The sequence below is a fragment of the Pantoea folii genome (assembly GCF_056678875.1).
The window spans coordinates 53,608-79,078 of record NZ_JBWXON010000017.1 but is presented as its reverse complement, the minus strand read 5'-3'; the positions used below and the strand labels follow the sequence as shown (position 1 = coordinate 79,078).

General features: G+C 55.4%; 25 protein-coding genes. 6 read left to right on the top strand and 19 right to left on the bottom strand.

The features are described from left to right. Positions 1–36: 36 nt before the first annotated feature. From AC1MDE_RS18875 to dapA, 5 genes are all read right to left on the bottom strand, one after another. Positions 37–2,142, bottom strand: a complete 2,106-nt coding sequence (locus AC1MDE_RS18875) for a tRNA(Met) cytidine acetyltransferase TmcA (RefSeq protein ID WP_479399173.1) — start codon at positions 2,140–2,142, stop codon at positions 37–39. After that, complete coding sequence (gene ypfJ / locus AC1MDE_RS18870) at positions 2,142–3,005, bottom strand: KPN_02809 family neutral zinc metallopeptidase (protein WP_058959102.1); 864 nt, start codon at positions 3,003–3,005, stop codon at positions 2,142–2,144. The genes AC1MDE_RS18875 and ypfJ overlap by 1 nt, the downstream gene beginning before the upstream one ends. A gap of 232 nt (positions 3,006–3,237) precedes the next feature. Continuing rightward, positions 3,238–3,951 carry a phosphoribosylaminoimidazolesuccinocarboxamide synthase gene (gene purC / locus AC1MDE_RS18865; protein ID WP_034825771.1) on the bottom strand — a complete coding sequence of 238 codons (714 nt, stop codon included), beginning with the start codon at positions 3,949–3,951 and terminating at the stop codon, positions 3,238–3,240. Between the two features lie 144 nt (positions 3,952–4,095). Next, on the bottom strand, positions 4,096–5,127 hold the full coding sequence (bamC, locus tag AC1MDE_RS18860) for an outer membrane protein assembly factor BamC (RefSeq protein WP_479399175.1): 1,032 nt from the start codon (positions 5,125–5,127) through the stop codon (positions 4,096–4,098). 14 nt (positions 5,128–5,141) lie between these two features. Next, positions 5,142–6,020 carry a 4-hydroxy-tetrahydrodipicolinate synthase gene (dapA, locus tag AC1MDE_RS18855; protein WP_034825765.1) on the bottom strand — a complete coding sequence of 293 codons (879 nt, stop codon included), beginning with the start codon at positions 6,018–6,020 and terminating at the stop codon, positions 5,142–5,144. Positions 6,021–6,130: 110 nt separating this feature from the next. On the opposite strand from dapA, the gene AC1MDE_RS18850 reads away from it, so the two are divergent. Both AC1MDE_RS18850 and bcp read left to right on the top strand, forming a co-directional pair. Further along, positions 6,131–6,730, top strand: coding sequence for a glycine cleavage system transcriptional repressor (locus AC1MDE_RS18850; RefSeq protein ID WP_370523124.1), 600 nt, complete (start codon positions 6,131–6,133; stop codon positions 6,728–6,730). A 140-nt stretch (positions 6,731–6,870) separates the two neighbouring features. Further along, on the top strand, positions 6,871–7,338 hold the full coding sequence (bcp, locus tag AC1MDE_RS18845) for a thioredoxin-dependent thiol peroxidase (protein WP_034825761.1): 468 nt from the start codon (positions 6,871–6,873) through the stop codon (positions 7,336–7,338). Between the two features lie 34 nt (positions 7,339–7,372). On the opposite strand, the gene AC1MDE_RS18840 is transcribed toward bcp, so the two are convergent. From AC1MDE_RS18840 to AC1MDE_RS18795, 10 genes are all read right to left on the bottom strand, one after another. Next, on the bottom strand, positions 7,373–8,440 hold the full coding sequence (locus tag AC1MDE_RS18840; protein ID WP_480344978.1) for an AI-2E family transporter: 1,068 nt from the start codon (positions 8,438–8,440) through the stop codon (positions 7,373–7,375). A 136-nt stretch (positions 8,441–8,576) separates the two neighbouring features. Next, the gene (locus tag AC1MDE_RS18835) at positions 8,577–10,169 is read right to left on the bottom strand and encodes a sensor domain-containing diguanylate cyclase (protein ID WP_058959105.1); all 1,593 of its coding nucleotides are present in this window, start codon (positions 10,167–10,169) and stop codon (positions 8,577–8,579) included. 165 nt (positions 10,170–10,334) lie between these two features. Continuing rightward, positions 10,335–11,165, bottom strand: a complete 831-nt coding sequence (locus AC1MDE_RS18830) for a phosphodiesterase (RefSeq protein WP_058959106.1) — start codon at positions 11,163–11,165, stop codon at positions 10,335–10,337. 11 nt (positions 11,166–11,176) lie between these two features. Then, on the bottom strand, positions 11,177–12,166 hold the full coding sequence (locus AC1MDE_RS18825; protein WP_479399179.1) for an ABC transporter ATP-binding protein: 990 nt from the start codon (positions 12,164–12,166) through the stop codon (positions 11,177–11,179). Continuing rightward, entirely contained in the window at positions 12,163–12,975 is an 813-nt protein-coding gene (locus tag AC1MDE_RS18820) for an ABC transporter permease (RefSeq protein WP_058959108.1), read from the bottom strand. Before AC1MDE_RS18820 ends, AC1MDE_RS18825 begins: the two co-directional genes overlap by 4 nt. Continuing rightward, positions 12,972–13,829: an ABC transporter permease gene (locus AC1MDE_RS18815; RefSeq protein ID WP_058959109.1), complete on the bottom strand. Its 858-nt coding sequence runs from the start codon at positions 13,827–13,829 to the stop codon at positions 12,972–12,974. The genes AC1MDE_RS18820 and AC1MDE_RS18815 overlap by 4 nt, the downstream gene beginning before the upstream one ends. Positions 13,830–13,831: 2 nt before the next feature. After that, complete coding sequence (locus AC1MDE_RS18810) at positions 13,832–14,836, bottom strand: ABC transporter substrate-binding protein (RefSeq protein ID WP_236699712.1); 1,005 nt, start codon at positions 14,834–14,836, stop codon at positions 13,832–13,834. A gap of 39 nt (positions 14,837–14,875) precedes the next feature. Next, on the bottom strand, positions 14,876–15,871 hold the full coding sequence (locus AC1MDE_RS18805; protein ID WP_058959111.1) for a substrate-binding domain-containing protein: 996 nt from the start codon (positions 15,869–15,871) through the stop codon (positions 14,876–14,878). Positions 15,872–15,997: 126 nt separating this feature from the next. After that, positions 15,998–16,606 carry a DsrE family protein gene (locus tag AC1MDE_RS18800; RefSeq protein WP_058959112.1) on the bottom strand — a complete coding sequence of 203 codons (609 nt, stop codon included), beginning with the start codon at positions 16,604–16,606 and terminating at the stop codon, positions 15,998–16,000. A 34-nt stretch (positions 16,607–16,640) separates the two neighbouring features. Next, positions 16,641–17,246: a DsrE family protein gene (locus AC1MDE_RS18795; RefSeq protein WP_058959113.1), complete on the bottom strand. Its 606-nt coding sequence runs from the start codon at positions 17,244–17,246 to the stop codon at positions 16,641–16,643. Between the two features lie 639 nt (positions 17,247–17,885). Here AC1MDE_RS18795 and bepA point away from each other — a divergent pair. Together bepA and arsC are read left to right on the top strand one after the other, a co-directional pair. Beyond that, positions 17,886–19,349, top strand: coding sequence for a beta-barrel assembly-enhancing protease (gene bepA / locus AC1MDE_RS18790; protein ID WP_058959114.1), 1,464 nt, complete (start codon positions 17,886–17,888; stop codon positions 19,347–19,349). 5 nt (positions 19,350–19,354) lie between these two features. Further along, entirely contained in the window at positions 19,355–19,702 is a 348-nt protein-coding gene (arsC, locus tag AC1MDE_RS18785) for an arsenate reductase (glutaredoxin) (RefSeq protein ID WP_058959115.1), read from the top strand. Here arsC and hda read toward each other — a convergent pair. The 3 genes from hda to upp form a co-directional block, all read right to left on the bottom strand. Further along, positions 19,699–20,400, bottom strand: coding sequence for a DnaA inactivator Hda (gene hda / locus AC1MDE_RS18780; RefSeq protein ID WP_202403671.1), 702 nt, complete (start codon positions 20,398–20,400; stop codon positions 19,699–19,701). The two genes, arsC and hda, sit on opposite strands and share 4 nt — an antisense overlap. Before the next feature lie 93 nt (positions 20,401–20,493). Further along, the gene (gene uraA, locus AC1MDE_RS18775) at positions 20,494–21,777 is read right to left on the bottom strand and encodes a uracil permease (RefSeq protein ID WP_058959116.1); all 1,284 of its coding nucleotides are present in this window, start codon (positions 21,775–21,777) and stop codon (positions 20,494–20,496) included. 242 nt (positions 21,778–22,019) lie between these two features. After that, the gene (gene upp, locus AC1MDE_RS18770) at positions 22,020–22,646 is read right to left on the bottom strand and encodes a uracil phosphoribosyltransferase (protein ID WP_034825735.1); all 627 of its coding nucleotides are present in this window, start codon (positions 22,644–22,646) and stop codon (positions 22,020–22,022) included. A gap of 239 nt (positions 22,647–22,885) precedes the next feature. On the opposite strand from upp, the gene purM reads away from it, so the two are divergent. Both purM and purN read left to right on the top strand, forming a co-directional pair. Further along, positions 22,886–23,926: a phosphoribosylformylglycinamidine cyclo-ligase gene (purM, locus tag AC1MDE_RS18765; RefSeq protein ID WP_034825969.1), complete on the top strand. Its 1,041-nt coding sequence runs from the start codon at positions 22,886–22,888 to the stop codon at positions 23,924–23,926. Beyond that, on the top strand, positions 23,923–24,561 hold the full coding sequence (purN, locus tag AC1MDE_RS18760) for a phosphoribosylglycinamide formyltransferase (protein ID WP_160834301.1): 639 nt from the start codon (positions 23,923–23,925) through the stop codon (positions 24,559–24,561). Before purM ends, purN begins: the two co-directional genes overlap by 4 nt. A gap of 137 nt (positions 24,562–24,698) precedes the next feature. On the opposite strand, the gene pstB is transcribed toward purN, so the two are convergent. Further along, complete coding sequence (pstB, locus tag AC1MDE_RS18755) at positions 24,699–25,466, bottom strand: phosphate ABC transporter ATP-binding protein PstB (RefSeq protein WP_479399184.1); 768 nt, start codon at positions 25,464–25,466, stop codon at positions 24,699–24,701. Positions 25,467–25,471 lie beyond the last annotated feature (5 nt).

Below are 25,471 nucleotides of genomic sequence, written 5' to 3'. Positions count from 1 at the left end.
GAGTGATATTGGGAAAATTTGAACGAGATAATGGATTTATTGCAACGATGCCAACTGCTGCTGCCACTGTTCCGCCCGGCGGGTATTGCACTGAATTAACGCCTCAGCCGTCTCCTGGCGTAAGCGTTGCACCAAAGCTTTACGACCACTGAGCCCCGCTTGCTGCGCTACAGCACTCAGCGCTTGTTTTTGCACAAGTATGGCTTCAAGCAGAGGTTGCGAAGAGGCTCGCACCAGGCGCTGCAAAGCGGCATAGCTCGCTTCATACGGCCGTTGCGCCCAGGCAAATCCTGCCAGCAGCGGCCAGTCATCCTCGCTCAGTGTCTGAGAGTGATCGGTCGTCTTGAAGGGAACATCAATAATGTCACGCAACCACACCGCGTCACGCGCAAATCGCTGTGCCGCCTGCTGCTGCAGTTGTTCTCCGGCGGGCGTTAAGGCAAGTATCGCCATCGCCGCATAGCAACCGCTGCTGGCTTCACGCTGTGAGCCGATGCGCACCAGGGTAAAGCCACAGCGCTGCCAGAACTGCCACAGCGTTTCGGTATAGCCAAAACTCACGGAAAGGAAATCGCAGCCATCTGCCTGCTGTTGTGCCGCGGCAACAAGCGCGCTGCCAATGCCGCGCTGCCGTTGTGCGGCTAACACGGCGATGCGGCTGATGCGCTGCGAGCGTAAGGTGGCGGCTTCTGCAAATCCCGCATGTGCAGCCAGCGACTGAGCGACCAGGTTGCCGCGAGGACGGCGCACCCCCGCCCAGACGGCATCAGCCAGCGATTTGTCTAATCCCCCCTCTTCCACCAGCCACAGAGCGCCGACAATATTTTCTGGTGTTCCTGCCAGCCAGAAACGCATGCCGGGCGCATCCAGCATGCGCCGCAGGTCAATGGGAGAAGTGCGATAATGGGCGCTCGCCAGCAGACGGTAGCCCGCTTCCAGTGCTCCTTGCTCTGGCGTGGCGGGGAAAATCGTTATTTCGCCGTCCAGTTCGCTTTCTATCGCATCCTCAAACAACAGCGCCTGGCTTAGCCACTGCTCCAGCGGATCGTGCGCTGACCAGCGCAGTGGTTCATCAAGCTGGAAATAACGCACCTGTGGCAGGGTGGCGCAGAAGCGCAGCATAAAGCCGCGCCCGGTGCCTTCGTAACCCTGCACGGTGGTGATCATCAGCACACGGGGGAAACGCTGCACTAGCTGCTGCAACAACGGTGCTGGAATCGCGGCCGCTTCATCAACGATCAGCCATTGCACTGACGGCTCAGCATCCATCGCGAGAATGGCATCCGGCGCCATAAAATGAAAATGTTCACCGGCAAACGCTGCCAGCACCTCAGTGGAAACTTTGGCCGGTGCCGTCACCAGGCAGTGCTGATTATGCTTCGCCAGCATCCCGGCCAGCGCCGATTTGCCACGTCCACGTGCAGCCGTGATCACCGCCACGCCGGAGGGCATCTTAAGCAGCTGTTGCAGGATCCGCGCCTGCTGCTGTGGAGCCTGGCAATGCCAATCGGGTAAGTCCAGTAAGGCAGGAGTACGCGCAGGCTGGTGTGGGTGCTGTAATTCGGGTGCGCGCTCAGGTTGATGCTGATGCAGTAATTCAGATGCGCGCTCAGGTTGATGCTGATGCAGTAATCCGGATGCGCGCGCAGGCTGGTGTTGCTGCAGCAATTCAGGTGCGCGCTCATGCTCATGCTGATGCAGCAATATGACCTGCGGATCCTGCTCAATCAGCTGCTGCAGATGGTGAATGAAATGAGGCGTGGCGATCGGTTCGCCGACATCGGCCCAGCGCAGGCTATCGCAATCCGCTTGCGTGGCCCAGTCTCGCCACGGCGGCGTCAGTAGCAACAACCAGCTCCCCGCACGCAACGTGCCAGCCAACGCCGCAAAGGCCTCTGCATGGAAACCGCTGCGCGCATCGAAAATCGCATGCTGGAATTCACGCCCTAATAGCGTGCGCAGTGCAGCGGGTGCGACGCGTTGGGGGAAATCATCGCTGTCGCTGAGCGTCAGCCAGTCGCCGGACAGCGCTGCACGCCACTCAACTGCCTGCTGCAACGCCCAACCGGCTTCACCGGAGACAACACACAGGCGGCGAATGCCCGCTCGCTGCATCGCGGCGGTGATATCAACTAACGACATCAATTGGCGGCGAAGGTGTTGCAGTCGCCGGGATTGCCGCTGTCAAAACCGCGTTTGAACCAGGTATAGCGCTGTTGTGAAGTGCCGTGTGTGAAGCTATCCGGCACCACGCGGCCCTGGCTTTTCTGCTGCAATCGGTCATCACCAATCGCTTCTGCGGTATCCAGCGCTTTCTTGAGGTCGCCCACTTCCAGCATATTTTGCTGCTGCACATAATGGCCCCACACGCCGGCAAAGCAGTCTGCCTGCAACTCCATTTTCACCGACAGCTGATTGGCCTGTGTCTGAGTGGCACCCTGCTGCATCTGACGCACTTTAGGCTCGATGCCCAGCAGCTTCTGGATGTGGTGGCCGACTTCATGGGCAATCACATAGCCCTGCGCAAAGTCACCCCCCGCACCCAGCTTGGTTTTCATATCATCGTAAAACGACAGATCGATATAGACGGTTTGATCCGCCGGACAGTAAAACGGCCCCATCGCCGACTGGCCAGTGCCGCAGCTGGTTGAGGTGTAGTTGCGGTACATCACCAGCTTAGGTGGCACATACTGTTTGCCCATTTTCTGGAACAACGTGCCCCAGGTCTCTTCGGTAGTGGCGAGAATCACCTTAGTGAATTTGGCATCCTCATTATCCTGCGCAGAGTTCACCGGGCGCTGTTGCTGTTGTGTCACCGGCGTGCCGCCTTCCAGCAGCGCGGTGAGGTCGTAACCGTAATAACCCGCCACGGCCACCACAATCAGCAGAATGATGCCGCCCTTGCCGCGTGGAATGCGGATTTGCCGACCGCCGCCGCCCAATCCGGGTGAATCATTGCGACGATCTTCTACATTGTCGCTTTCACGACGACCTTGCCAGCGCATGGCTCGCTCCTGTTAAAAGGTTTTGCATGATTTTAGTTGGCGGCATCACTAATCACCAGCGTTGCGGCGCTAGCGTCGCGAGATTGAGAGAAAGGAGGCGTATTAAATAACGTGCAGGCAGGGTAGAAACAGAAAAGGCCGCCAACGATGACGACCTTTCATTTATGACGACTATGACGACACCCTGTTTACCGTGCGCTGGAATGCGCACCGAAAAGGCATCGCTGAAGACTTAATCCAGTTTCACACCCAGGCGGTGCGCCACTTCTTCATACGCTTCAATCAGGCCACCGAGGCTCTGACGGAAACGGTCTTTGTCCATTTTGTCCATGGTCTCTTTGTCCCACAGACGCGCGCCGTCTGGCGAGAACTCATCGCCCAACGTCACTTCACCATTGAACAGACCGAACTCCAGTTTGAAGTCGACCAGGATCAAACCGGCGTCATCAAACAGTTTGCTTAGTACGTCGTTGGCTTTGAAAGTCAGTTCCTGCATGCGCGCCAGATTGGCTTTGCTGACCCAGCCAAAGGTCTCGCAGTAGGATTCGTTGACCATCGGGTCGTGTTTGGCGTCATCTTTCAGGAAGAGATCAAACAGCGGTGGATTGAGCAACATGCCCTCTTCCACGCCCAGACGTTTTACCAGCGATCCTGCCGCACGGTTGCGCACTACGCACTCCACCGGCACCATCTCCAGCTTTTTGACCAGCGCTTCGTTATCCGACAGCAGCGCTTCCATCTGGGTCGGAATGCCCGCTTCCTGCAATTTGGTCATAATGAAATGGTTGAACTTGTTGTTCACCATTCCTTTGCGATCAAATTGCTCGATTCGTGCACCGTCTCCTGCTGACGTATCGTTGCGGAATTCAAGTACCAGCAGATCCGGATTATCGGTGCTGTATACGGTTTTCGCTTTACCGCGATACAACTCAGCTCGCTTTTGCATCTCATTAACTCCAAACATGAAAGAACCCGTGTTCAGCGGTGTTTCACCGCGCGATGACTGCCTGACGCAATCGTTTACTTCGCCGGGCGCTATTATGCCAAATCCAAAACAAAAAGGCCGGAGAATCTCCGGCCCTTTGGCAATTTATTTGTTCAGTGCGCCCTGGAACACCGCCACCAGCGCGTCATTCTGCGCCTGAGTGAGCACATGGCCCTTAGGATCAATGAACTGCAGACTGCTGCGGTTATCCAGATCGCCAACCTGCAATTTGTAATCGCCGTTTGGCAGCTCAGGATCTTTCGCACCAATCGCGTCGAACGCGCTGCTGCCTGGCTGTTTGTAGGTCACTTTCAGACTACCCTGCGCGCGGTTGTCATCGGTCACTTCCATGCCCACACGCTTCAGCGCCGCTGGCAGACGCTGCCAGGTGACGTTAAACGGTGAACGCAGCACCAGCAGTGGCAGACCGGTATCATCTGCGCCGCTCTGGACATCAATCTGCCCGGTCGCGCGGCCCGCAGCGGCATCAGCACTGGCGGTGTCGATCTTATCCAGACCGGTACTGATGTCGTTCAACATCTGGCCGGTGTAGCGTTGGATCTGTGCCGGAGCCGTCACCGTCTCACCTTTCTGCTGCAATTCCAGCAGACGGACTGTCAACACCTGCTGATAGCTCTGGTTTTGTACGCTGATCTGATAACGACCACGATACTGGTTATCTTCATCCGCACGGTTCCACTGCACCCAATCGGTGGTCAGCTGCTGCCCAGCATCATCACGCTGTGCAATCGGGAACTTGTAGGACTGGATCACATTCACCACCTGTGACCAGATCGAGCCACGGCTGCTCTCAACCGCCAGCACACCGGTATTACCAGTGAACTGTGCACGCGTGCCGTTCAGCAGCGCCAGAGGTTGAGCCGGAGGACGAATATCCAGTTCTTTACCTACTGCACCCTTCGCAACAGTGTGCGGCACATCGTAATCGCCATTCTGCAGAGGCAGAATCATCCCCGCCGGGGCTTTTAAATCATGCAGTTCAGGCGCCTGCAGGTAAGATTCATCACCGCTGACCTGGCGCTTATAACGCTGATCGCTGGAACAAGCTGTTAGCAGCATCAGGGTGGACAGGCCCACCACGGTTGCCAGCGTCGAGCGCTTAACTGAATAACTCATTGATTCTCCCTAATTTATCGCAGACCCGCTTTAATCAGCGCCTGAGCCGTTTTCGCCTGACCAGCTTCGGTCAGTGGCGTCATCGGCAAGCGCAGCGTGTCATCCGCGATTAATCCTAGCTGTTTCGCTGCCCATTTAACCGGGATTGGATTGGGTTCACAGAAAAGCGTCTGGTGCAGGTGCATCAGACGCTGATTCAGGCGACGCGCTTCGGCAAAATTACCCTGTTGCGCCAGCGCACAGAGTTCAACCATTTCACGCGCTGCAATGTTGGCTGTAACCGAGATTACGCCTTTGCCGCCCAGTTGCATGGAGTCCAAAGCTGTCGCGTCATCGCCGCTGACAATAATGAACTCATCATTAACCAGCTCTTGGATCTGAGAAATACGCGATAAGTTCCCGGTGGCCTCTTTGATTCCGATAATATTTTTAATTTCGGCCAGGCGAGCCACGGTTTCTGGCAGCATGTCGCAGCCCGTACGTGATGGTACGTTATACAACATCTGTGGCAGATCGGTGCTTTCGGCAATCGCTTTGAAGTGCTGGAACAGACCTTCCTGAGTTGGACGGTTGTAGTAAGGCGTCACGGTCAGACAACCCACCACACCGGTGCCGGTAAAGCGCTTCGTGAGAGAGATACCTTCAGCAGTGGCATTGGCGCCGGTACCGGCAATCACCGGGATACGGCCATCCGCCAGCTCCAGGGTCTGCATCACCACATCGCCATGTTCTTCATGGCTGAGGGTAGCGGATTCGCCGGTGGTGCCAACAGAAACAATCGCCGCGGTGCCGCTGGCAACATGATAATCAATCAGTTTTTTCAAACTCTCGCGGCAGACATTACCTTTTTCATTCATTGGCGTAATGAGCGCAACAATACTTCCGGTGAACATGGGCTATCCCCTCGACAAACAAGTGCCTCATGTTACGTTTTACCTCGAAAGAAAAGCAAGCGAGCCAAGCCATTCCTACCCTTGTCAGCAGTTTTTTTTATGTTTACCTTATGGTTATTAGCGAACGTACAGGAAATGCCATTTTGTCGCAGTCACAGCCTCACCATCTGGTGATCACCGCATTGGGCGTTGATCGTCCGGGTATCGTCAATACCATCACTCGCCACGTCAGTAGCTGCGGCTGTAATATTGAAGACAGTCGTCTGGCGATGCTGGGCGATGAGTTCACCTTCATCATGTTGCTTTCGGGGAGCTGGAACGCGATAACCTTGATTGAATCCACGCTGCCGATGAAAGGGGCTGAGCTGGAACTGTTGATTGTGATGAAGCGCACTAATGCGCGCGTCACCCCACCGATGCCTGCCACGGTATGGGTGCAGGTGGAAGTGCCGGATTCTCCCCATCTCATTGAGCGCTTCACCGATCTGTTCGATAAACATCAGATGAACATTGCCGAATTGGTGTCGCGTATTACCCCGGCACAGGAAGGTGTCCCACCGACACTGTATATTCAGATGACGGCACACAGCCCGGATAATCAGGCCAGCGCACCGTTTGAACAGGCCTTCAACAATCTGTGTGAAGAACTGCATGCACAAGGCTCAATTCGTCTTTATAGTGTCACCGACGATGCCAACAACACCCTGTAAGCTAACGCCGGATTATTTCTCCACACACTCTGCCCTGCGGCATACCGTGTAGTGAAATAACCCAGAGGGTGGCACCCGCTGGTGCTTTTTGCCGCGAGGGTGTATTACCCACAGCATGAAGAAAAAAATGGAGAGTTGTGATGAATCCACTGAAAGCCGGTGATACCGCACCGAAATTTAGCTTGCCCGATCAGGACGGCGAACAAGTAAATTTGGCCGACTTCCAGGGACAGCGCGTTCTGGTCTATTTCTACCCGAAGGCCATGACGCCGGGTTGCACCGTTCAGGCCTGTGGTCTGCGCGACAACATGGATGCGTTGAAAACCGTGGGCGTGGAAGTGCTGGGCATCAGCACCGATAAGCCTGAAAAACTGTCACGTTTCGCCGAAAAAGAGGTGCTGAACTTCACCCTTTTATCTGATGAAGACCACCAGGTCTGCCAGGAATTCGGTGTCTGGGGTGAGAAAACCTTTATGGGTAAAACCTATGACGGTATCCACCGCATCAGTTTCCTGATCGACGGCAACGGCAAAGTTGAGAAAGTCTTCGATGACTTCAAAACGTCGAACCACCACGACATCGTGCTGGATTATCTGAAGTCGGCATAAAATAAAACGGGTGCACAATGTGCACCCGTTTTATTTACCCCTGCTGATGCTCCAGCGTGGTTTCCGGCCAGGCGCGCACCACGGCCTTGATTAACGTGGCCAGCGGAATGGCAAAGAACACGCCCCAAAAGCCCCACATACCACCAAAAATCACCACCGAAAGAATGATCACCAGCAGATGCAGGTTGACCGCCTCTGAAAACAGAATCGGCACCAGCACATTGCCATCCAGCGCCTGCACCACCAGATAAACGATAAACATCGTCCAGAAATCGGTGCCTAAGCCCCACTGGAACAGACCGACGCCAATCACCGGAATGGTGACCACCATCGCGCCGATGTAGGGAATTAGCACGGAAATCCCGACCAGCACCGCCAGCAGCAACGCATAGTTGAGCCCTAAGACCAGGAAGGCAATCCAGGTGACAAACCCTACCGCGACCATCTCCAGCACTTTGCCACGAATGTAGTTGGTGATTTGCTGATTCATCTCCTGCCACACTACGCCCGCCAACCCGCGATTGCGCGGCAGAACGCGACGCACAGCATTGAGCATCTGCTCTTTATCTTTCAGCAGGAAGAACACCATCAGCGGCACCAGCACCAGATAGATCATCAGCGTCATCAACCCGACTAGCGAGGCCAGTGAGTACTTCACCAATGACTCCCCCAACCCGGTCAGGCGGCTACGCAGATTCTCCACGATGATATCGATGATGCCCGCATCCACCAGCGCCGGAAAACGCTTCGGCAACCCGGCGGCATAGACATAGAGTTTGTTGAGCATATTCGGCAGGTCACGCAGCAAATTGATGCCCTGCTGCCAGGCCACTGGCGCAACAATCAGCACCATCACCAGCAAAATACCGGCAAAAACAATCAGCACCATGCTGGTGGCGCAGGTGCGGCTGCATCCCAGGCGCTGTAATCGAACGGTTGGCCACTCCAGCAGATAAGCCAGCACCAGCGCGACCAGCAACGGTGCTAATAATCCACTGAAGAAAAACAGGATACAGAACGCCATCAACAGGATTACCAGCAGGCCAATTGCCTGCGGATCGCTAAACCGACGTTTGTACCATTGGAAAAGCAGAGCCAGCATTTCACTTCCTTGACGCCAAAAACGGGATGACGATTGTACAGAAATTTGCAGTCGATGCCCGGTTCAGATGAACCTGTGCCGGGCACATGTTTGGTGCGGAATGAGAGAGCCGCCGTTAGCAGCGGCTATGTGAAGATTAGCGGGTAATGCTGCTCACCAGCGCGTCCTGACCGGCAATCATTACGCAGTTACGTCCGGCATTTTTCGCCTGATAGAGTGCGGCATCCGCCTGTTTCAAGCTCACATCTTGCGGCTGGTTATCGGCCTCCCAATGTGCGATGCCCACTGAAAGCGTGATATGCCCAACATGGTCAATCCAGCTCTCGGCGATGCTGGTACGCACGCGCTCGGCAATCACCCGCGCTTCTTCCGTCGAGGTGGCTGGCAACAGCATCAGAAATTCCTCGCCGCCATTACGGCACACCACGTCGGTCTGGCGCGCACTGTTACGCAGGGTACGCGCCACCTGTTTGATCACTTCGTCACCCACATCATGGCCGAAGTTGTCATTCACCCGCTTGAAATGGTCGATATCCAGCGCCAGCACCGCAAAAGGCTGACGCATGGTTTCGAAGTAATCCAGCACCGCACTCAGGCCACGGCGGTTAAGCAAACTGGTCATCGGATCGGTTTGTACTTCCGATTTCAGCCGACCGATTTTGTCCTGTACCAGTCCGATCCCGGTGAGCAAGGCGCGCTTCACCTGTGCGGCTTCGAAGTACCAGGCACGAATACCGCCAATTTCACCCGAGACGCCCTGGGTGTCCATCTGACTGGCTTTACGCGCCAGTTGCCACAGCGGCAAGGCAATCAGACGGGCGAAGATCACCGCCATCAGTAAGGTCAGCAACGCAAACGGCACCGAGTTTTTCAGCACTTTCAGCAGCAAACCCGAGAGCGGTTGCAGGGTGACGTCGGTTGGTTTGAGCGCCACCACCATCCAGCCGGTGGTCGGCACAATGGCGTAACCCGCCAGTTTCGGCGTGTCTTCTTCTTTGACCTGCACCTCGCCATTGGTGCTCTCATTGCGTTGACGCTCGCTGACGATCTCTGGCGCGGTTTTACCAATCAGCTGGCTATTCTGGTGATAAAGCACCTGATTGTTGCGATCCAATACATACACGCGCGTGCCATCCCGGTAGAACTGCTCACCGAGTAAGGCATTGAGGATACTTTTCTTCTTCAGATAGATAGTGCCGCCGACATAGCCAAGATAGCGCCCTTCGTTGCTCCAGATTGGCCAGGAGACAAACACAATCAGATTGTTGGCAGCAGAGATGGTGGGTTTGCTCACCATCGGTTGGCGCTGTGCCAGCGCTTCCCGCGAAGCCTGGCTGGTGAGCTGCATGCCTTTAAGCATCAGTGACTCAGGCGAAATCGCTTTCACTATCCCATTGGTGTCGACCACCGCAACGGAGTTGAAGCTATTGGTTTGCTCACGCAGACGATTCACTTCCTGCTGCGCCAGTTCTGGATTATCAAAATCCTTGCCCAACTGCGTCGCGCTGTAGTGCAGCTGCGACTGTGCCAGCTGGAAAAAGACTTCCGTGGTGGCAGCCAGTTTGGTGGCATAAGCGCGATTGGCTTCGAGCGTGCTCTCGATCAGCACCATACGCTGCACACGCCAGGTGGCGTACAAGGTATTGGCGAGCGTAATGACGATACTGGTGATCGCCAGCAACGCGATCAGCGTACGCAGGTCAGTTTTTGGCCGGATGCGCATCAGCATGACGCAACCGTCCTGGTGTGAAAATTCATCATTCGCGTGCCTGACAATATAGTTATAGTTGGACTAGCTACCCCTGGTGAGGGAACCGCCAATTGTACACCTGCAAACCAGATTGAGCACGAACCATCCTGTCAGACACGCGCAATTATTCAGCAAACGTTGGCGCTAATCGATGAGACCATTCGCATCATAGAACGGCCACGGGCCCGGATAATCGCCGATAGCGCACTGGTGTGTCGTCATACCTTGCTGTGGGTGCCAGCGATGTAGCAGGAAACCCGGCGGCTCCAGCACGAAATTCGCCGGACCATTTTCAGACAAATCAAAGGCCACCTGATGCGACACGCCTGGCGCCACGCAGGCTAACGTACCGGCGAAGCGCGCCTGTACCGAACGATGCAAATGACCGCTCAACACGCGTTCCACCTGCGGATGCTGGCGGATAATCGCCGCCAGCGCATCGGGATTACGCAGGGGTTGCTTATCCATATGGCCGATACCGGAAACCAACGGTGGATGGTGCAACATCACCAGCGTAGGCAATTGTGGCTCACGTGCCAGCTGTTCTTCCAGCCATTCCAACTGCGCTTGATCCACATAGCCCCACGGCTGCTGCGGCACGCTGGAGTCCAGCGCCAGCAGCTGCACCCCTTTCACCCGCGCCTGCCAGTTGAGGGTTTCGCCACCTTGCAGATAGTGGTGATCCGGGAATGCCGCGCGTAGCTGCTGGCGATCGTCGTGATTGCCCGCCATCAGCATGTAAGGCAGTTGCAAACGTCGCAGCGCCGTTCGCAGCGTTTGATACTCTTCTGCGTTGCCGAAATCCACCAGATCGCCGGTGATCACCACCATGTCCGGGCGCGGCGTCAAACGATTCAGGGTGTCGATAACACGCAGCAGCGCCGCCTGGGTATCCACTTTTTTATACGACAGGCGACCGTTCGCCTTGATATGTAAATCACTTATTTGCGCAATCAGCGTCAATGCTTCAGACACGATTTTCTTCCTCAGGATGCAGAAAATTGCAGGGCGGCGTCTTGCGCCAGCGTCCAGCTCACCGGTTGTCCGGCATGCCAGGCTTCACGCGCATGGCGATCGACCTGAATCGGCATGGCAAGGCCGATATCGATCATCAGCCGCTGCGACGCGCCTAAAAAGGTGCTGGCAAGGATAAAGCCCTGGCGTGCGTAGCGATTATCATCGGCGAGTAGCACATCTTCCGGACGACAGAAGCACTGAGGATTGCCGCGCTTATCCACATCGACGCAGTTAATCGCCCCGACAAAATCGGCGACAAACTTCGAAGCGGGATGCTGATAGATATTTTGTGGCGTATCGATCTGCACCAGACGCCCCTGCTCCATCACCGCGATGCGATCGCCGAGCGCCATGGCTTCTTGCTGATCGTGCGTGACGTACACGGCGGTGATCGCCAGCTTCTTCAATAAGGTGCCGATTTCCAGGCGCAGGCGATCGCGCAGACGTGCATCCAGCGCCGCCAGCGGCTCATCAAACAGCAGCACTTTGGGTCTGGCTGCCAGCGCACGCGCCAGTGCAACACGCTGCTTCTGTCCACCGGATAACTTATCAATGCTGCGCTGTGACAGCGCGCTGAGATCCACCAGTTCCAGCATCTCCTGCACGCGCGCTTCACGCTCGGCACGCGCCACGCCCTGCACTTTCAAGCCGTAAGCCACGTTCTCGGCGACGTTAAGATTGGGAAACAGCGCATAGTTCTGGAACACCATGCCAACGTTGCGTTTCTCAATCGGCAACGCGGTAACGTTACGATCGTCGAACCACAACTCGCCGCCCGCATCACAGCGCTCAAGCCCGCTGATGATGCGCAAGGTGGTGGTTTTTCCGCAGCCAGAAGGCCCGAGCAACACCAGGGTTTCCCCGGGATTCACGGTCAGATCGAGCGGATGCAATGCCAGTTGGTGATTGAAGTGACGTGAACAACCGCGCAGCGTCACGGTAACGGCCGCAGGATTCATGCCGCCTCCTTGTTTTGGCGCGATACCGCGCGGTTAAGCCAGTGATTCACCGCATTCAGCATCAGCAGTAGCGGCAAAATCATCAGAATGAAAATCAGCGTATAAGCGGAACCCACTTCCAGTCGCATCGAGGCGTAACTGTCCGCGAGGCCGACCGGCAGGGTTTTGGTCAGCGGCGTATGCAGCATCCAGGTGATGTTGAACTCCCCCACCGACAGGGTGATCACCATAAAGGCGCCCGCCAGAATGCCGTTGCGGCAGTTGGGTACCACCACGGTAAAGAAGCGCTGCCACAGGCTGGCACCGAGGCTGGCGGAAGCTTCTTCCAGACGCGGCATATCGACAGCCTGCATCACCGCCAGCACCGGTCGCATCATAAACGGCAGCGTGAACAGCACGTGACCAATCAGAATAAACACCCAGCTGTCACGCAGGCCGGAAAACTGGCCGTAAAGCAGAATGATGCCGAGCGCAGTGGCTAAGCCGGGCAGCGCCACGGGCAACATCAGGCACTCTTCAATACGTGCTGCCCAGCGGCCGGGCGCTTTCAACAAGCCCCACGCGGCGGGTACGCCAATCACCAGAGTGACCAGCAGGCAGAACAGCGCTATCAGCAACGACAGCCAGAAGGTATCAGCGTACATCTCCCACACTTGCGCCACCCATTTCAGGGTCAACCCGCTGCGCAGGCCGATAAAGTAGTTATTGGTGACACCCGCCAGCATTGACAGCACCACCGGCACAATCATAAACAGCGCGGTGAGCGTGGTGACAAGCAGCTGCAGGCTAAACAATCCGCGACGATTCATGCGGCCCCCTTGTGTGCCAGACGGCGCGCTAACATCAGCGCCAGCCAGGCGACCGCGCCCATCACCACCGACAGCGCCGCCGCCGTAGCAAAGTTAGCGTAGTTAGTGAATTCGCCATAAATGGTCAGCGGTAACACCGCCAAATCGGTGCCGAGCGTAAAAGCGGTGCCAAACGCGCCCATGCTGGTGGCGAAACAGAGTGCGCCGGTAGAGAGCAATGCCGGCTGCAGGCCGGGCACGATCACGTCCCAGGTAATACGCCACTGACTGGCGCCAAGTGATCGCGCTGCCTCTTCCAGCGAGCGGTCAAGCTTTTCACTGGCCGCCACCAACGTGACGATGGCGCGCGGCAGCGAGAAATAGAGATAGCCGATAAACAATCCGGTGAGTGAATAGGCCAGCGTCCAGCGCTCGTGCACCAGGCTCATGCTGATTTGCGCCAGCAAGCCCTGACGGCCAGCGAGCATCACCACCAGAAAACCCACTACCACGCCGGGAAAAGCCAGCGGGAAGGTCAATAAGGCTAATAACGTGCCGCGCCCAGCAAAACGCTGACGCGCCAGAAAACAGCCGACGATGGCAGCAATCACCAGCGTGACCAATGTCACCGCCAGCGACAGCAATACGGTATTCAGCAAACTCAGCAGGTAATTCGGCTGAGTGATTACCGTCCAGTAGCCGCTGTGCTGGGTGGTGCGATCGTTTTGCATCCCGATTTGCAGCAGGCGCGCAAACGGCAGCAACCAAAATGCACTGAAGAACAGCAGCGCTGGCAGCGTCAGCCATAACCATTTGCTGCCCGGCAAACTGCGAGCCTGGCGGCGTGAAGCCGCCAGGGTGTCGGAGATCGACATGATTAGTGAATCTCGCTCAGGTACTTAGCAGAGAACGCTTTCTGCGCATCGGCCATCTGCTGATAGTCGACCGTTTGGGCGCGTGCATAATCGCTATCCGGCAGGAAGAATTTCTTCGCTTCGGGTGACATTGCAGAAGTACGCACCGGGCGCAGGAAGGCATTGGCCCAGATCGCCTGACCTTTGTCCGACAGCACATAGTCGATCACTTTCTTGCCATTAGCTTCGTGTGGCGCGTTCTTCACCAGACTGATGACGTAAGGAACCGTCACCGTGCCCTCTTTCGGGATCACAAACGCAACGTTGGCGTGATCTTTATATTTGGCGCGATAGGCGTTGAAGTCGTAGTCGAGCAGAATCGGGATTTCGCCGGAAATCAGACGCGCATAGGCCGTCTGCTTCGGTACGATTGGCTGGTTGGCCTGCAGTTTCCTGAACCAGTTCAGTGCTGGCGTGAAGTCCTGCATGTTGCCGCCTTTCGCCTGGTTAACGGCCACCGCCGCCACATAGCCGACAAAGGCGCTGGCCGGGTCAAGATAGCCCACCATCCCTTTGTATTCCGACTTCAGCAGATCGTCCCAGGATTGTGGCACTGGCGCGCCGCCGAGCGCATCCACGTTGACCATAAAGCCCATGGTGCCCGAGTGAAGCGCAACCCATTTACCATTCGGATCTTTCATTCCGGCTGGGATGTCGTCCCAGTGCTGCGGTTTATAATCGGTGATGACGCCCGCGCTGTCGGCCTGGATGCCGAAACTGACGCCGTAATACACCACATCTGCCACCGGATTGCCCTTCTCCGCCACCATTTGCGCCAGCGCCTGGCCGGAGTTTTTGTTGTCTTGTGGCACGGTGATGCCGGTGTCTTTGGCAATGGCTTTAAGCTGTGTACCCCAGTCAGCCCATTCGGGCGGACAGTTGTAGCAGATCGCGGTTTCTGCGGCCTGCGTCATCATACTGAACAGCGAACCGGCGGTCAGCGCGATCGCTCCTGCAAGAATTTTCATTTTTCGTTGGAATTTCATGGTGGTTCCCTGGTGTTGGTATCAAAAAGCGGTGGCTGGCGCGGCGATACTCTCACCACTCCGCAACCGGTGGGCCAGTACACGGGTGCCGCGGCTGGCTTGTTGTAACAACATATCGACGGCACAGGCACCGAGCATGTCGGCTGGCTGAGAGACGCTCGCCAGTGACGGCGCAATCTGCTCGCCAATATCGATGCCGTCAAAACCCATCACCGAAAGTTGCTGCGGGATTCGTACACCGGCACGCGCCGCGGCACCAATCAGGCTGATGGCGAGCAAATCATTAGTACAAATCACCGCTGTCAGCGGTGCTGCGCCCTGCAACTGCGGTTGCAGCAGCGCGAAATCAGAATGGGTATGGCTGGTCATTTCAATCACCGGCAGCGCATTCAGCCCTGCGGCCTGCATCGCATCGCAGTAGCCCTGATAACGCAGGCGAGCGCGATCCGATTGCAGCATCGGTCCGGCGACCATGCCGATATGACGATGGCCCAGACTTAGCAAATGTTCGGTGGCTTCCCGTATCGCCTGCTGGTTATCCACGCAAATCGCTGGCCAGTGACTCTGCTGAGGCACGTTGTGCGCCAGAACAAACGGCATGCTGGCTTCATGCAGCGTGGTCAGAACCGCGCTGTTATCCGCATCGGCCACGGTCAGCACCAGGCCCGCCACGCGCTGGCGCAGCATGTGTTCGACGATCGCCGCTTCACGCTCTGGCTGATAATCACTGGTTGCCACCAGCAAACCGTATCCAGCCGCACGCGCCTGACGTTCCATCGCCTGTAACTGGCGTGAGAAGATCGGGTTAAGCAGCGAAGGCAACAGCACACCCAGCGTGGTGGAACTTTGCGTACGCAGCTGACGTGCAATGTGATTGGGGCGAAATCCGAGTTGCTCTGATGCCGCCAACACCTTTTCCAGCGTGTCAGGCCGCAACAGATGGGGATCAGAAAATGCGCGTGCGGCGGTAGCGCGAGATACGCCAGCCAGCTTTGCAACACTGATTAAATCGGACATGTTCGCCTCGTGATTGAGCAATGAGATCGATCTCATTGGCGCTTAAAGTAGCGGCGAACTGTGACAGCAACATCGCGGGGAGATGACGAAAAAATGACAGCAGCGCGAACTGCTGTCAGGCAGGAATTACAACATCAGGAAGGCGTAACCTTCGTTTTGCAGCGAGGCAACCGTGGTGCCACTGGAGAGCGTATGAGTGACGCGCGTATCGATCCAGTCACGCTGTAGCTGATGGAACGCCACCGACTGATCGCAGATCGTGACCTTCACTCCCGCCTGCTTCAACTCATCGATCAATTTCAGGTTCGGGTTATCTGTGCCGTAAGCTTTGCGGAACTGTTCGTTATTCAGCGCGGCAGGCACGGCATCGCTGTTGATTGACACCACGAAATTCAGCTGATTTAGCGGCACTCCGGCAGCGTAATAAAGGTTGGTGACACGCGCCACGCGTTCCAGTCCGAGGTTAGGTTGACGGACATCCCCTTCCGTGCGGTTGATCTGAAAAACGACCTTATTGCTCAGGCCTGGCGTATTCGCGGGATTGTAATCCGGCGTATTCACAAAATGGATTTTGCCGTAGCCCGCGATGGCTGGCGTGCTCCAGAAGTCCGCTGGCTCGCTTTTGTTGTCAGCAAACTTGCTGCTGACCTTATCCACCAGCTCTGGAAGCTGTAACACATTACCGCCCACGAAACCCGCCAGTGCGGCGATAACAATATAGGACGCTGGACGCATTTCACTTCTCCTCGATAGAAGACCCTAAGCCCAATTACATTTGCAGGAAGGCATAACCCTGATTTTCCAGCGTCGACACCGTGGTCGGACTGGACAACGCATGAATAACCGATTGATCGATCCACTCTTTCGGGAAGTGATGGAACGCCACTGACTGATCGCACACCGACACTTTGACGCCTAATTTGTTGAGTTCGCCGATCAGCGCCAGATTGGGGTTGTCAGCTTTATAAAATTGCTGGAAATGCGCGTTATCCAGCATGGCAGGCGTGGCATCACCGGTCACAGAGACCACAAAGTGCAGCTGATCGGCAGGCACGCCTGATGCGATGTAGAGGTTAACTACGCGGGCGACGCGCTCCAGCCCAAGATTAGGCCGCTTCATGTCCCCTTCGCTTTTGGTGATTTGAAACACCACTTTGTTGCTCAGCCCGACTACCGGTTTAAAGGCGGCATCAGATTCGTAATGGATTTTGCCGTAACCATCGACAGCAGGCGTGCTCCAGAAACCTTCAGGATCGGTTGGCTCGGCAGAAAAATGGCTCACCACTCGCTGATAAATATCATCACTTTTGCTGACGGTGGCGCCAACAAACCCACCCACGATCGCAATCAGGGCGTAAGAGACAACAGAACGCATAAAAATTCTCCGGCATGCACTGCGCTAATTCACAGTCCGTTTGAATAAAGTGCCTTATCTATATCACAGCGTGAGCAGGGCAAAAGTCCTGTAGTTTTGGCCTATCCGGGATTTTCATTGCGGAAATAATAATTAGTCAGGCTAATTGAATAATGCTTTCGATTGAGCTGAAGAGATGCCTAAAAAAATAACTGGCTTGAATCGACTGTCAGCTATTTAGTTTTTATCAAGCCAGGGGAGCTGAAAATATGACCATACTTAACTAAAATTTCGGCGACCCTATAAAAAATCACCATTAAAATCACTGATGGATAAAACAGGCCAGTTCACTGTTTTGACGTTTGTTTTTCAGAGTAAACCTGGAAAAGTTCATGCCAGATTCAATTATTTTGAGCAACTTTACGTAACTTTAACTTCTGAACCTGTAAAAGCGCTAACCTGGTCGTGGCGGACTATTCAATTTTTTGCTGCAATCAGCGCCCGGTGTAGCCATTTTTTCATTTTAAGTCTGTGTCGCTTCTTCATTTGCTTGTTACCACGCGCTGGTTAAGATAGAAGCGCTGCGTCAAAGGAAAGTACGCGCAGAACATTTGAACGACTTACCTGTCCAATTGCAGGTGACTTTTACAGGATCAAGGCATGTTTAACCGGTTGAAAAAATCAGTGCTGGCGGCCCTTATTCCTACGCTGCTGCTGACGCCCGCACTCTCCGTGCACGCGGACGTGAGTGATAATCTGCCCGATATGGGAACCACAGCGGGTTCAACGCTATCCATTAATCAGGAATTACAAATTGGCGACTTCTACGTGCGCCAACTGCGCGCCAGTGCGCCGCTGATTAACGATCCGCTATTAAATCAATACATCAATGAGTTAGGGCAGCGCCTGGTGGCGCATGCCAATTCGGTGCGCACGCCGTTTCACTTCTTTCTCATCCAGAATGACGAACTGAACGCTTTCGCCTTTTTCGGCGGCAACGTAGTGCTGCATTCATCATTGTTCCGCTACACCGACAATGAAAGCCAACTGGCGTCGGTGATGGCGCACGAAATTTCTCACGTCACTCAACGCCATCTGGCACGTGCCATGGAAGAGCAGAAGCGTAATGCGCCACTCACCTGGGTGGGCGCGTTGGGGTCGATTCTGCTCGCCATTGCCAGCCCACAAGCCGGGATGGCGGCGTTAACCGGTACGTTGGCGGGTACGCAACAGGGTATGATCAGCTTTACTCAGGCCAACGAGCAGGAAGCCGACCGCATCGGCATTCAGGTGCTGCAACGTGCAGGTTTCGATCCGCAGGCGATGCCAGCTTTCCTGCAGAAGCTCGCCGATCAAAGCCGCTTCTCCTCCAAACCACCGGAAATTTTACTGACGCACCCCTTACCGGATAGCCGTTTGGCCGATGCGCGTAACCGTGCCAACCAGATGCGCCCGGTGGTGGTGCAGTCATCGGAAGGCTTCTACATGGCGAAAGTGCGCTCGTTGGGTATGTACGCTACTGGCCGTAATCAGCTGACCGATGAGCTGTTAAATGAATACGCCAAAGGCAACTCACGTGAGCAAATGGCATCGCAATACGGTAAAGCAGTGCAGTTCCTGCAGGCGAAAAGCTTCGACAGTGCGAAAAAAATCATCACCCCGATGCTGGCGAAACAGCCGGATAACGTCTGGTTGCTGGATATCATGACGGATATCGACATCGGTCTGAACCAGCCGCAGCAGGCGATCAACATGCTAACCAGTGCCAAAGGAAGCAGCACCAATCCGGTGCTGCAGCTCAACCTCGCTAACGCTTATGTCGAGGCGAAACAGCCCGCTAACGCCACGCGCATCCTCAATCGTTATACCTTTGCCCATCCCGATGACGTCAATGCCTGGGATTTACTGGCACAAGCCTCGGCAGCACAAGGATTACGGGATGAGGAGTTGTCGGCACGAGCGGAAGGGTTAGCACTCAATGGCAAGCTCGATCAGGCGATCACCACCCTGAGCAGTGCCAGCGCCCAGGTGCCGCTCGGCAGCCTGAAACAGGCACGTTACGATGCTCGCATCGATCAGTTCCGCGAACTGCAAAAGCGGTTCCGTCAGTATCAGAAAGGATAAAAATAATGGTGAGCATTTATCACAACCCGCGTTGCAGCAAGAGCCGCGAAACCCTGGCGCTGTTGCAGGATAAAGGCATTGAAACTGATGTGGTGCTGTATCTTGAAACACCGCCTGACGTGCAGGCGCTAAAAAAACTGCTGCAACAGTTAGGCATGAGTAGTGCGCGCGATCTGATGCGCCGCAAAGAAGATCTTTATAAAGAGTTAAATCTGGCAGACAGCCAGTTGAGTGAAGATCAACTGCTGCAGGCGATGGTTGAGCATCCGAAACTGATCGAACGCCCCATCGTGATCAACGGTGATCAGGCACGAATTGGCCGTCCACCGGAAGCGGTGCTGGAGATTGTTTAAAGCCCCAGCGCTTCTTTGACAAAAGGAATGGTGAGCTTGCGCTGTGCGCTAATAGAGGCGCGATCTAACCGATCAAGCGTATCAAACAGCGTGCGCATTTCGCGGTCGAGGCGTTTCAGCAGGAAGCGCCCGACATCTTCCGGTAACTCAAAACCACGCAGCCCTGCTCGCATTTGCATCGCCTGGAGTTTGTCTTCATCTGACAATGGCTGCAAACGATAGATTTGTCCCCAGTCGAGACGGGATGCTAAGTCCGGCAGGCCAAGATTGAGCTGACGCGGTGGACGATCGCCGGTGATCAGCAAACGCGTTTTGCCGATTTCCAGAATACGATTATAGAGATCGAAGATCGCCATCTCCCACTCGGCATCACCGGCAATGCATTCGATATTATCAATGCAGACCAGTGCCAGGTTCTCCATGCCGTCCAACACTTCCGGCACAAACCAGGTGCGTTTATCCAGCGGAACATATCCCACCGCTTCACCACGGGCCGACATCTCAGCACAGGCTGCATGCAGTAAGTGACTACGGCCGCCGCCTTCACGTGACCAAAAATAGAGATAGCTGCCGTGTTGCTGAGAGAGTGCGCCTTGCAGCGCCGCCAACAGAGACGGATTTTCCCCCGGCCAGAAACTGGCAAAGGTTTCATCATCGGGTAAATAGAGTGGCAGTGAAAGCTGTGCCGGCGTGTTCAGAAGTACCTCAACGGATGAGCAGGCAGAAAACGGCGCAAGTTTATCACGATCCTTGCAAGAGATGAACCAGGCTTCCCTGCCCGGCAAAGCGCATTAACTTTCGCGCTTTTCTTCGGCATCCATTACCACTTCCTCGGGCCGTAACAGATTGATTACGCGGAAAATCAGTGCCAACGCGACGCCAACGATGGTGGCCAGCGCCATGCCTTTCAGTTCTGCAGCGCCGATATGCACTTTCGCGCCGCTGACGCCGATGATCAGGATCACCGAGGTCAGGATCAGATTCTGCGCTTTGTTGTAATCCACTTTAGATTCAATCAATACGCGAATACCGGAAGCCCCGATCACTCCGTACAACAGCAGAGAAACGCCCCCCATGACCGGCACCGGGATCGCCTGAATTGCGGCCGCCAGTTTACCTACGCAAGAGAGCAGAATCGCGAAGATCGCCGCCCCGCCAATCACCCAGGTGCTGTATACACGGGTAATCGCCATCACGCCGATGTTCTCACCGTAAGTGGTGTTTGGCGTGGAACCGAAGAAACCGGAGATCATGGTGGACAAGCCGTTAGCAAACATCGAGCGATGCAGGCCGGGATCGCGAATCAGATCTTTTTTCACGATATTGGCGGTAACGACTAAGTGGCCAACGTGCTCAGCGATCACCACCAGCGCCGCAGGCAGGATGGTCAACATCGCGGCCCATTCGAAGCGCGGCGTGTAGAAGGTTGGCAGTGCAAACCACGGCGCATCAGCCACCGATTGCCAGTTTACGATGCCCATAAAGGAGGAGAGCGCGTAGCCAGCCAGTACGCCGATCAGAATCGGGATAATGGCGAGGAAACCGCGGAACAGCACCGAACCAAACACCGTGACCGCCAGTGTCACCATCGAAATGATGATGGTTTTGCTGTCTGGCGAGGTGCCATCGGCTGGCAACAGACCGGCCATATTGGCTGCCACGCCCGCCAGTTCCAGACCGATCACCGCAACGATTGCGCCCATCGCGGCCGGTGGGAACATCACATCCAGCCAGCCGGTACCGGCTTTTTTGACGATCAGCGCCACTACACAGAACAGGAAACCGCAAAGAATAAAGCCGCCCAGCGCCACTTCATAACCCAGCGGCAACAGCAGCAGCACCGGTGAAATAAAGGCAAAGCTCGAACCCAGATACGCCGGGATTTTTCCTTTACAGATAAACAGATACAGCAGCGTACCAACGCCGTTAAACAGCAATACGGTGGCCGGGTTGATGTGGAACAGAATCGGCACCAGCACCGTGGCGCCAAACATGGCGAACAGGTGTTGTAAGCTGAGTGGAATGGTTTGCAGCAGCGGTGGACGTTCGTCTACCCCGATCGCGCGTCTTGTCATTATCTCTCTATCCCCATTAGTCGTTATGAATGCTGTTTGTTCAGGCCGCGCCATCAGGGAGCCGCGCAATTCATTACGCAATATTCCAACACGCTAAGTGCCATGTCGGGAAAAAGAGCGCGATAAATCGCGCCGCTACCAAAGGTGCTGGTGTTTATGCGGCACTGAACTAAAGGGCATTACTTGAGTTGTTGTGTTTTTGCCAAAAAAAAGCCGACTCTCTGGCCGGCTGGATGCTTTATTTATTTCGTTCCGAAGATCTTATCGCCGGCATCGCCGAGACCTGGAATGATATAGCCCTTCTCGTTCAATCCCTGATCGATTGACGCGGTGTAGAGCTCAACGTCTGGATGCGCTTTCTCCAGCGCCGCAATCCCTTCTGGTGCCGCCACCAGCACCAGTACTTTGATGCTGTTGCAGCCCGCTTTTTTCAGCAGGTCGATAGTGGCGATCATCGAACCACCGGTTGCCAGCATCGGGTCAACGACCAGTGCTAAACGCTCTTCGATATTGGACACCAGTTTCTGGAAGTACGGCACCGGCTCCAGCGTCTCTTCATCACGATAGACACCGACGACACTGATGCGCGCGCTTGGCACGTGCTCCAGCACACCTTCCATCATGCCTAGGCCCGCACGCAGAATCGGCACCACGGTGATTTTTTTGCCTTTGATTTGATCGACGTCAACCGGGCCGTTCCAGCCTTCGATGGTGACGCGCTCCGTGGCCAGATCGGCAGTGGCTTCATAAGTCAGCAGGCTGCCGACTTCTGAGGCCAGCTCGCGGAAGCGTTTGGTGCTGATATCATGCTCACGCATCAGGCCCAGTTTATGTTTGACCAGCGGGTGTTTGACTTCCACGATCTTCATGATTGTTCTCCCGGAATTGAGTTGAGCTAAAAAAAATCGCCGGATTATACCGCCTTTTTGCCGCTGCGCCACTTGTCATTGGTCAATGGCTTAGCGCGATTCGCGTGATCTTAAGGATTGGCGAAAAATCAGCACTGTGCAAAGCGGCGTGAGATGGCACTCGCAAACGTTTGCCTGCGCTGATAGAATTAGCGCGCTTAATTTTTGCCACCAACCGCAATTCGCGTGGGGATTCCGCAGTGACCGACAAAACCTCTCTCAGCTACAAAGACGCCGGTGTTGATATCGATGCTGGTAACGATCTGGTTGACCGTATTAAAGGCGTAGTAAAGAAAACTCGCCGCCCGGAAGTGATGGGTGGGCTGGGTGGCTTTGGCGCGCTCTGTGCGCTGCCGCAGAAATACCGCGAGCCTGTGCTGGTCTCCGGAACCGATGGCGTCGGCACCAAGCTGCGTCTGGCGATGGATCTCAAACGTCATGACAGCATCGGCATCGATCTGGTTGCGATGTGTGTGAACGACCTGATTGTACAAGGCGCTGAGCCGCTGTTCTTCCTCGACTACTACGCAACCGGCAAACTGGACGTGGATACCGCTTCAGCGGTGATCACCGGTATCGCTGAAGGTTGCCTGCAGTCAGGTTGTGCGCTGGTCGGCGGTGAAACCGCTGAGATGCCAGGCATGTACCACGGTGAAGACTACGACGTGGCCGGTTTCTGCGTCGGCGTGGTGGAAAAATCAGAAATTATTGATGGTTCGAAAGTGCAGGACGGCGACGTGCTGATCGCGCTGGGTTCAAGCGGCCCGCATTCGAACGGTTATTCTCTGGTGCGTAAGATTCTGGAAGTCAGCCAGACTGATCCAGAAACCAAACAGCTGGATGGCAAACCACTGGCCGATCACCTGCTGGCACCGACTCGTATCTACGTGAAAAACATCCTTAGCCTGATCGAGCAGGTGGATGTGCACGCGATTTCTCACCTGACCGGTGGCGGCTTCTGGGAGAACATCCCACGCGTGTTGCCAGACAATACTCAGGCGGTGATTGACGAGAAGAGCTGGCAGTGGCCGTCCGTGTTCAGCTGGTTACAGCAGGCCGGTAACGTCAGCCGTCATGAAATGTATCGTACCTTTAACTGCGGCGTGGGCATGATCATCGCGCTGAGCCCGGCCGATGCCGATAAAGCGGTACAGCTGATGACCGACGCTGGCGAACAGGCGTGGAAAATCGGTGTGATTAAAGCCTCTGACTCAGAAGAGCGAGTGGTTATTAATCCATGAAAAAACTGGTTGTACTGATCTCCGGTAACGGAAGCAATCTTCAGTCCATCCTCGACGCCTGCGCAAGCGGGCGTATTAACGGCAGCGTCGCTGCCGTTTTCAGTAATAAAGCCTCGGCATTTGGTTTGACGCGTGCGCAGGAAGCCAGCGTGCCGGGCCATAGCCTCGCCGCCAGTGACTTTGCCGACCGCGATGCGTTTGACCGCCAACTGATGCAGGAAATCGATGCCTATGCGCCGGATTTGGTGGTGCTGGCCGGTTACATGCGCATTCTCAGTCAGGCGTTTGTCGCGCATTATCACGACCGGTTGGTGAACATCCATCCGTCGCTACTGCCGAAATATCCCGGACTGCATACCCATCGTCAGGCGCTAGAGAATGGCGATGAGGAACACGGCACGTCGGTGCACTTTGTTACTGACGAACTGGATGGCGGACCGGTGATTTTGCAGGCGCGCGTTCCGGTATTTGCTGAAGATGATGAAGAAGAGATCACCTCACGTGTACAGCATCAGGAGCATGCGATTTATCCGCTGGTGATCGGCTGGTTTGTCGATGGTCGTTTGCAGATGCGTGATGGAAAAGCCTGGCTGGATGGGCAACCGTTGCCACCTCAGGGTTACGCACACGACTGATTTTCACCTTATTCAGCCGCGTGCAGACACGTTGCCCCGCTTAATTCACCCCAGTCACTGGCTGATGTCAGCGCCTGGGGCTGCTAAAACCTGTTGCCTTTCTGCGCCCTGAAAACGTAGAGCAACTTGCTTATCCCTTAACCAAATCTACCCGTAATGTAATCTTCGGTTTTGCGCGCTTTTGGCGAGGTGAAGATGCGGTCGGTTTCATCAAACTCCACCAGTTGTCCGTTATGCATAAACGCCGTGTAATCTGACACGCGCGCCGCCTGCTGCATGTTGTGCGTCACCAGCACCAGCGTGAAATGCTGCTTTAACGTGGTCATCAACTCTTCGATCACTAGCGTGGAAATCGGATCGAGCGCCGACGTCGGCTCATCCAGCAGCAATACTTCCGGCTCAATGGCAATGGCACGCGCAATCACCAGACGCTGCTGCTGACCGCTGGAGAGCGTCAACGCATTCTGTGCCAGCTGATCTTTCACTTCACTCCACAGTGCCGCTGCACGCAGTGCACGTTCACAAGCTTCGTTCAGCACGCGACGATCGCGCACCCCTTGCAGCCGCAAACCGTACACCACGTTCTCGTAGATCGATTTCGGGAATGGATTCGGGCGCTGAAATACCATGCCAATCCGGCGACGCAACGCAGGCAGATCCTGATTCGCCTGCATCACCGCATGCTGATCGAGCAGAATTTCACCTTCAATGCGGCAGCGATCAATCACATCGTTCATGCGATTTAAGCAGCGCAGCAGCGTCGATTTGCCACAGCCGGACGGACCAATCAGCGCTGTGATGCGGTTTTTCGGGATGTGCAGATCGATATTGTTCAGCGCCTGGCGTTCACCGTACCACAGCGACAGTTGGTTAACGGTTAACGCGATGTCGTAATCGGGCGTCATCTAAA

Excerpts from the sequence above, each read along its gene's own strand:
- AC1MDE_RS18875 (WP_479399173.1), bottom strand. The coding sequence starts at position 2,142 with ATGTCGTTAGTTGATATCACCGCCGCGATGCAGCGAGCGGGCATTCGC.
- ypfJ (WP_058959102.1), bottom strand. The coding sequence starts at position 3,005 with ATGCGCTGGCAAGGTCGTCGTGAAAGCGACAATGTAGAAGATCGTCGC.
- purC (WP_034825771.1), bottom strand. The coding sequence starts at position 3,951 with ATGCAAAAGCGAGCTGAGTTGTATCGCGGTAAAGCGAAAACCGTATAC.
- bamC (WP_479399175.1), bottom strand. The coding sequence starts at position 5,127 with ATGAGTTATTCAGTTAAGCGCTCGACGCTGGCAACCGTGGTGGGCCTG.
- dapA (WP_034825765.1), bottom strand. The coding sequence starts at position 6,020 with ATGTTCACCGGAAGTATTGTTGCGCTCATTACGCCAATGAATGAAAAA.
- AC1MDE_RS18850 (WP_370523124.1), top strand. The coding sequence starts at position 6,131 with ATGGTTATTAGCGAACGTACAGGAAATGCCATTTTGTCGCAGTCACAG.
- bcp (WP_034825761.1), top strand. The coding sequence starts at position 6,871 with ATGAATCCACTGAAAGCCGGTGATACCGCACCGAAATTTAGCTTGCCC.
- AC1MDE_RS18840 (WP_480344978.1), bottom strand. The coding sequence starts at position 8,440 with ATGCTGGCTCTGCTTTTCCAATGGTACAAACGTCGGTTTAGCGATCCG.
- AC1MDE_RS18835 (WP_058959105.1), bottom strand. The coding sequence starts at position 10,169 with ATGCTGATGCGCATCCGGCCAAAAACTGACCTGCGTACGCTGATCGCG.
- AC1MDE_RS18825 (WP_479399179.1), bottom strand. The coding sequence starts at position 12,166 with ATGAATCCTGCGGCCGTTACCGTGACGCTGCGCGGTTGTTCACGTCAC.
- AC1MDE_RS18820 (WP_058959108.1), bottom strand. The coding sequence starts at position 12,975 with ATGAATCGTCGCGGATTGTTTAGCCTGCAGCTGCTTGTCACCACGCTC.
- AC1MDE_RS18815 (WP_058959109.1), bottom strand. The coding sequence starts at position 13,829 with ATGTCGATCTCCGACACCCTGGCGGCTTCACGCCGCCAGGCTCGCAGT.
- AC1MDE_RS18810 (WP_236699712.1), bottom strand. The coding sequence starts at position 14,836 with ATGAAAATTCTTGCAGGAGCGATCGCGCTGACCGCCGGTTCGCTGTTC.
- AC1MDE_RS18805 (WP_058959111.1), bottom strand. The coding sequence starts at position 15,871 with ATGTCCGATTTAATCAGTGTTGCAAAGCTGGCTGGCGTATCTCGCGCT.
- AC1MDE_RS18800 (WP_058959112.1), bottom strand. The coding sequence starts at position 16,606 with ATGCGTCCAGCGTCCTATATTGTTATCGCCGCACTGGCGGGTTTCGTG.
- AC1MDE_RS18795 (WP_058959113.1), bottom strand. The coding sequence starts at position 17,246 with ATGCGTTCTGTTGTCTCTTACGCCCTGATTGCGATCGTGGGTGGGTTT.
- bepA (WP_058959114.1), top strand. The coding sequence starts at position 17,886 with ATGTTTAACCGGTTGAAAAAATCAGTGCTGGCGGCCCTTATTCCTACG.
- arsC (WP_058959115.1), top strand. The coding sequence starts at position 19,355 with ATGGTGAGCATTTATCACAACCCGCGTTGCAGCAAGAGCCGCGAAACC.
- uraA (WP_058959116.1), bottom strand. The coding sequence starts at position 21,777 with ATGACAAGACGCGCGATCGGGGTAGACGAACGTCCACCGCTGCTGCAA.
- upp (WP_034825735.1), bottom strand. The coding sequence starts at position 22,646 with ATGAAGATCGTGGAAGTCAAACACCCGCTGGTCAAACATAAACTGGGC.
- purN (WP_160834301.1), top strand. The coding sequence starts at position 23,923 with ATGAAAAAACTGGTTGTACTGATCTCCGGTAACGGAAGCAATCTTCAG.
- pstB (WP_479399184.1), bottom strand. The coding sequence starts at position 25,466 with ATGACGCCCGATTACGACATCGCGTTAACCGTTAACCAACTGTCGCTG.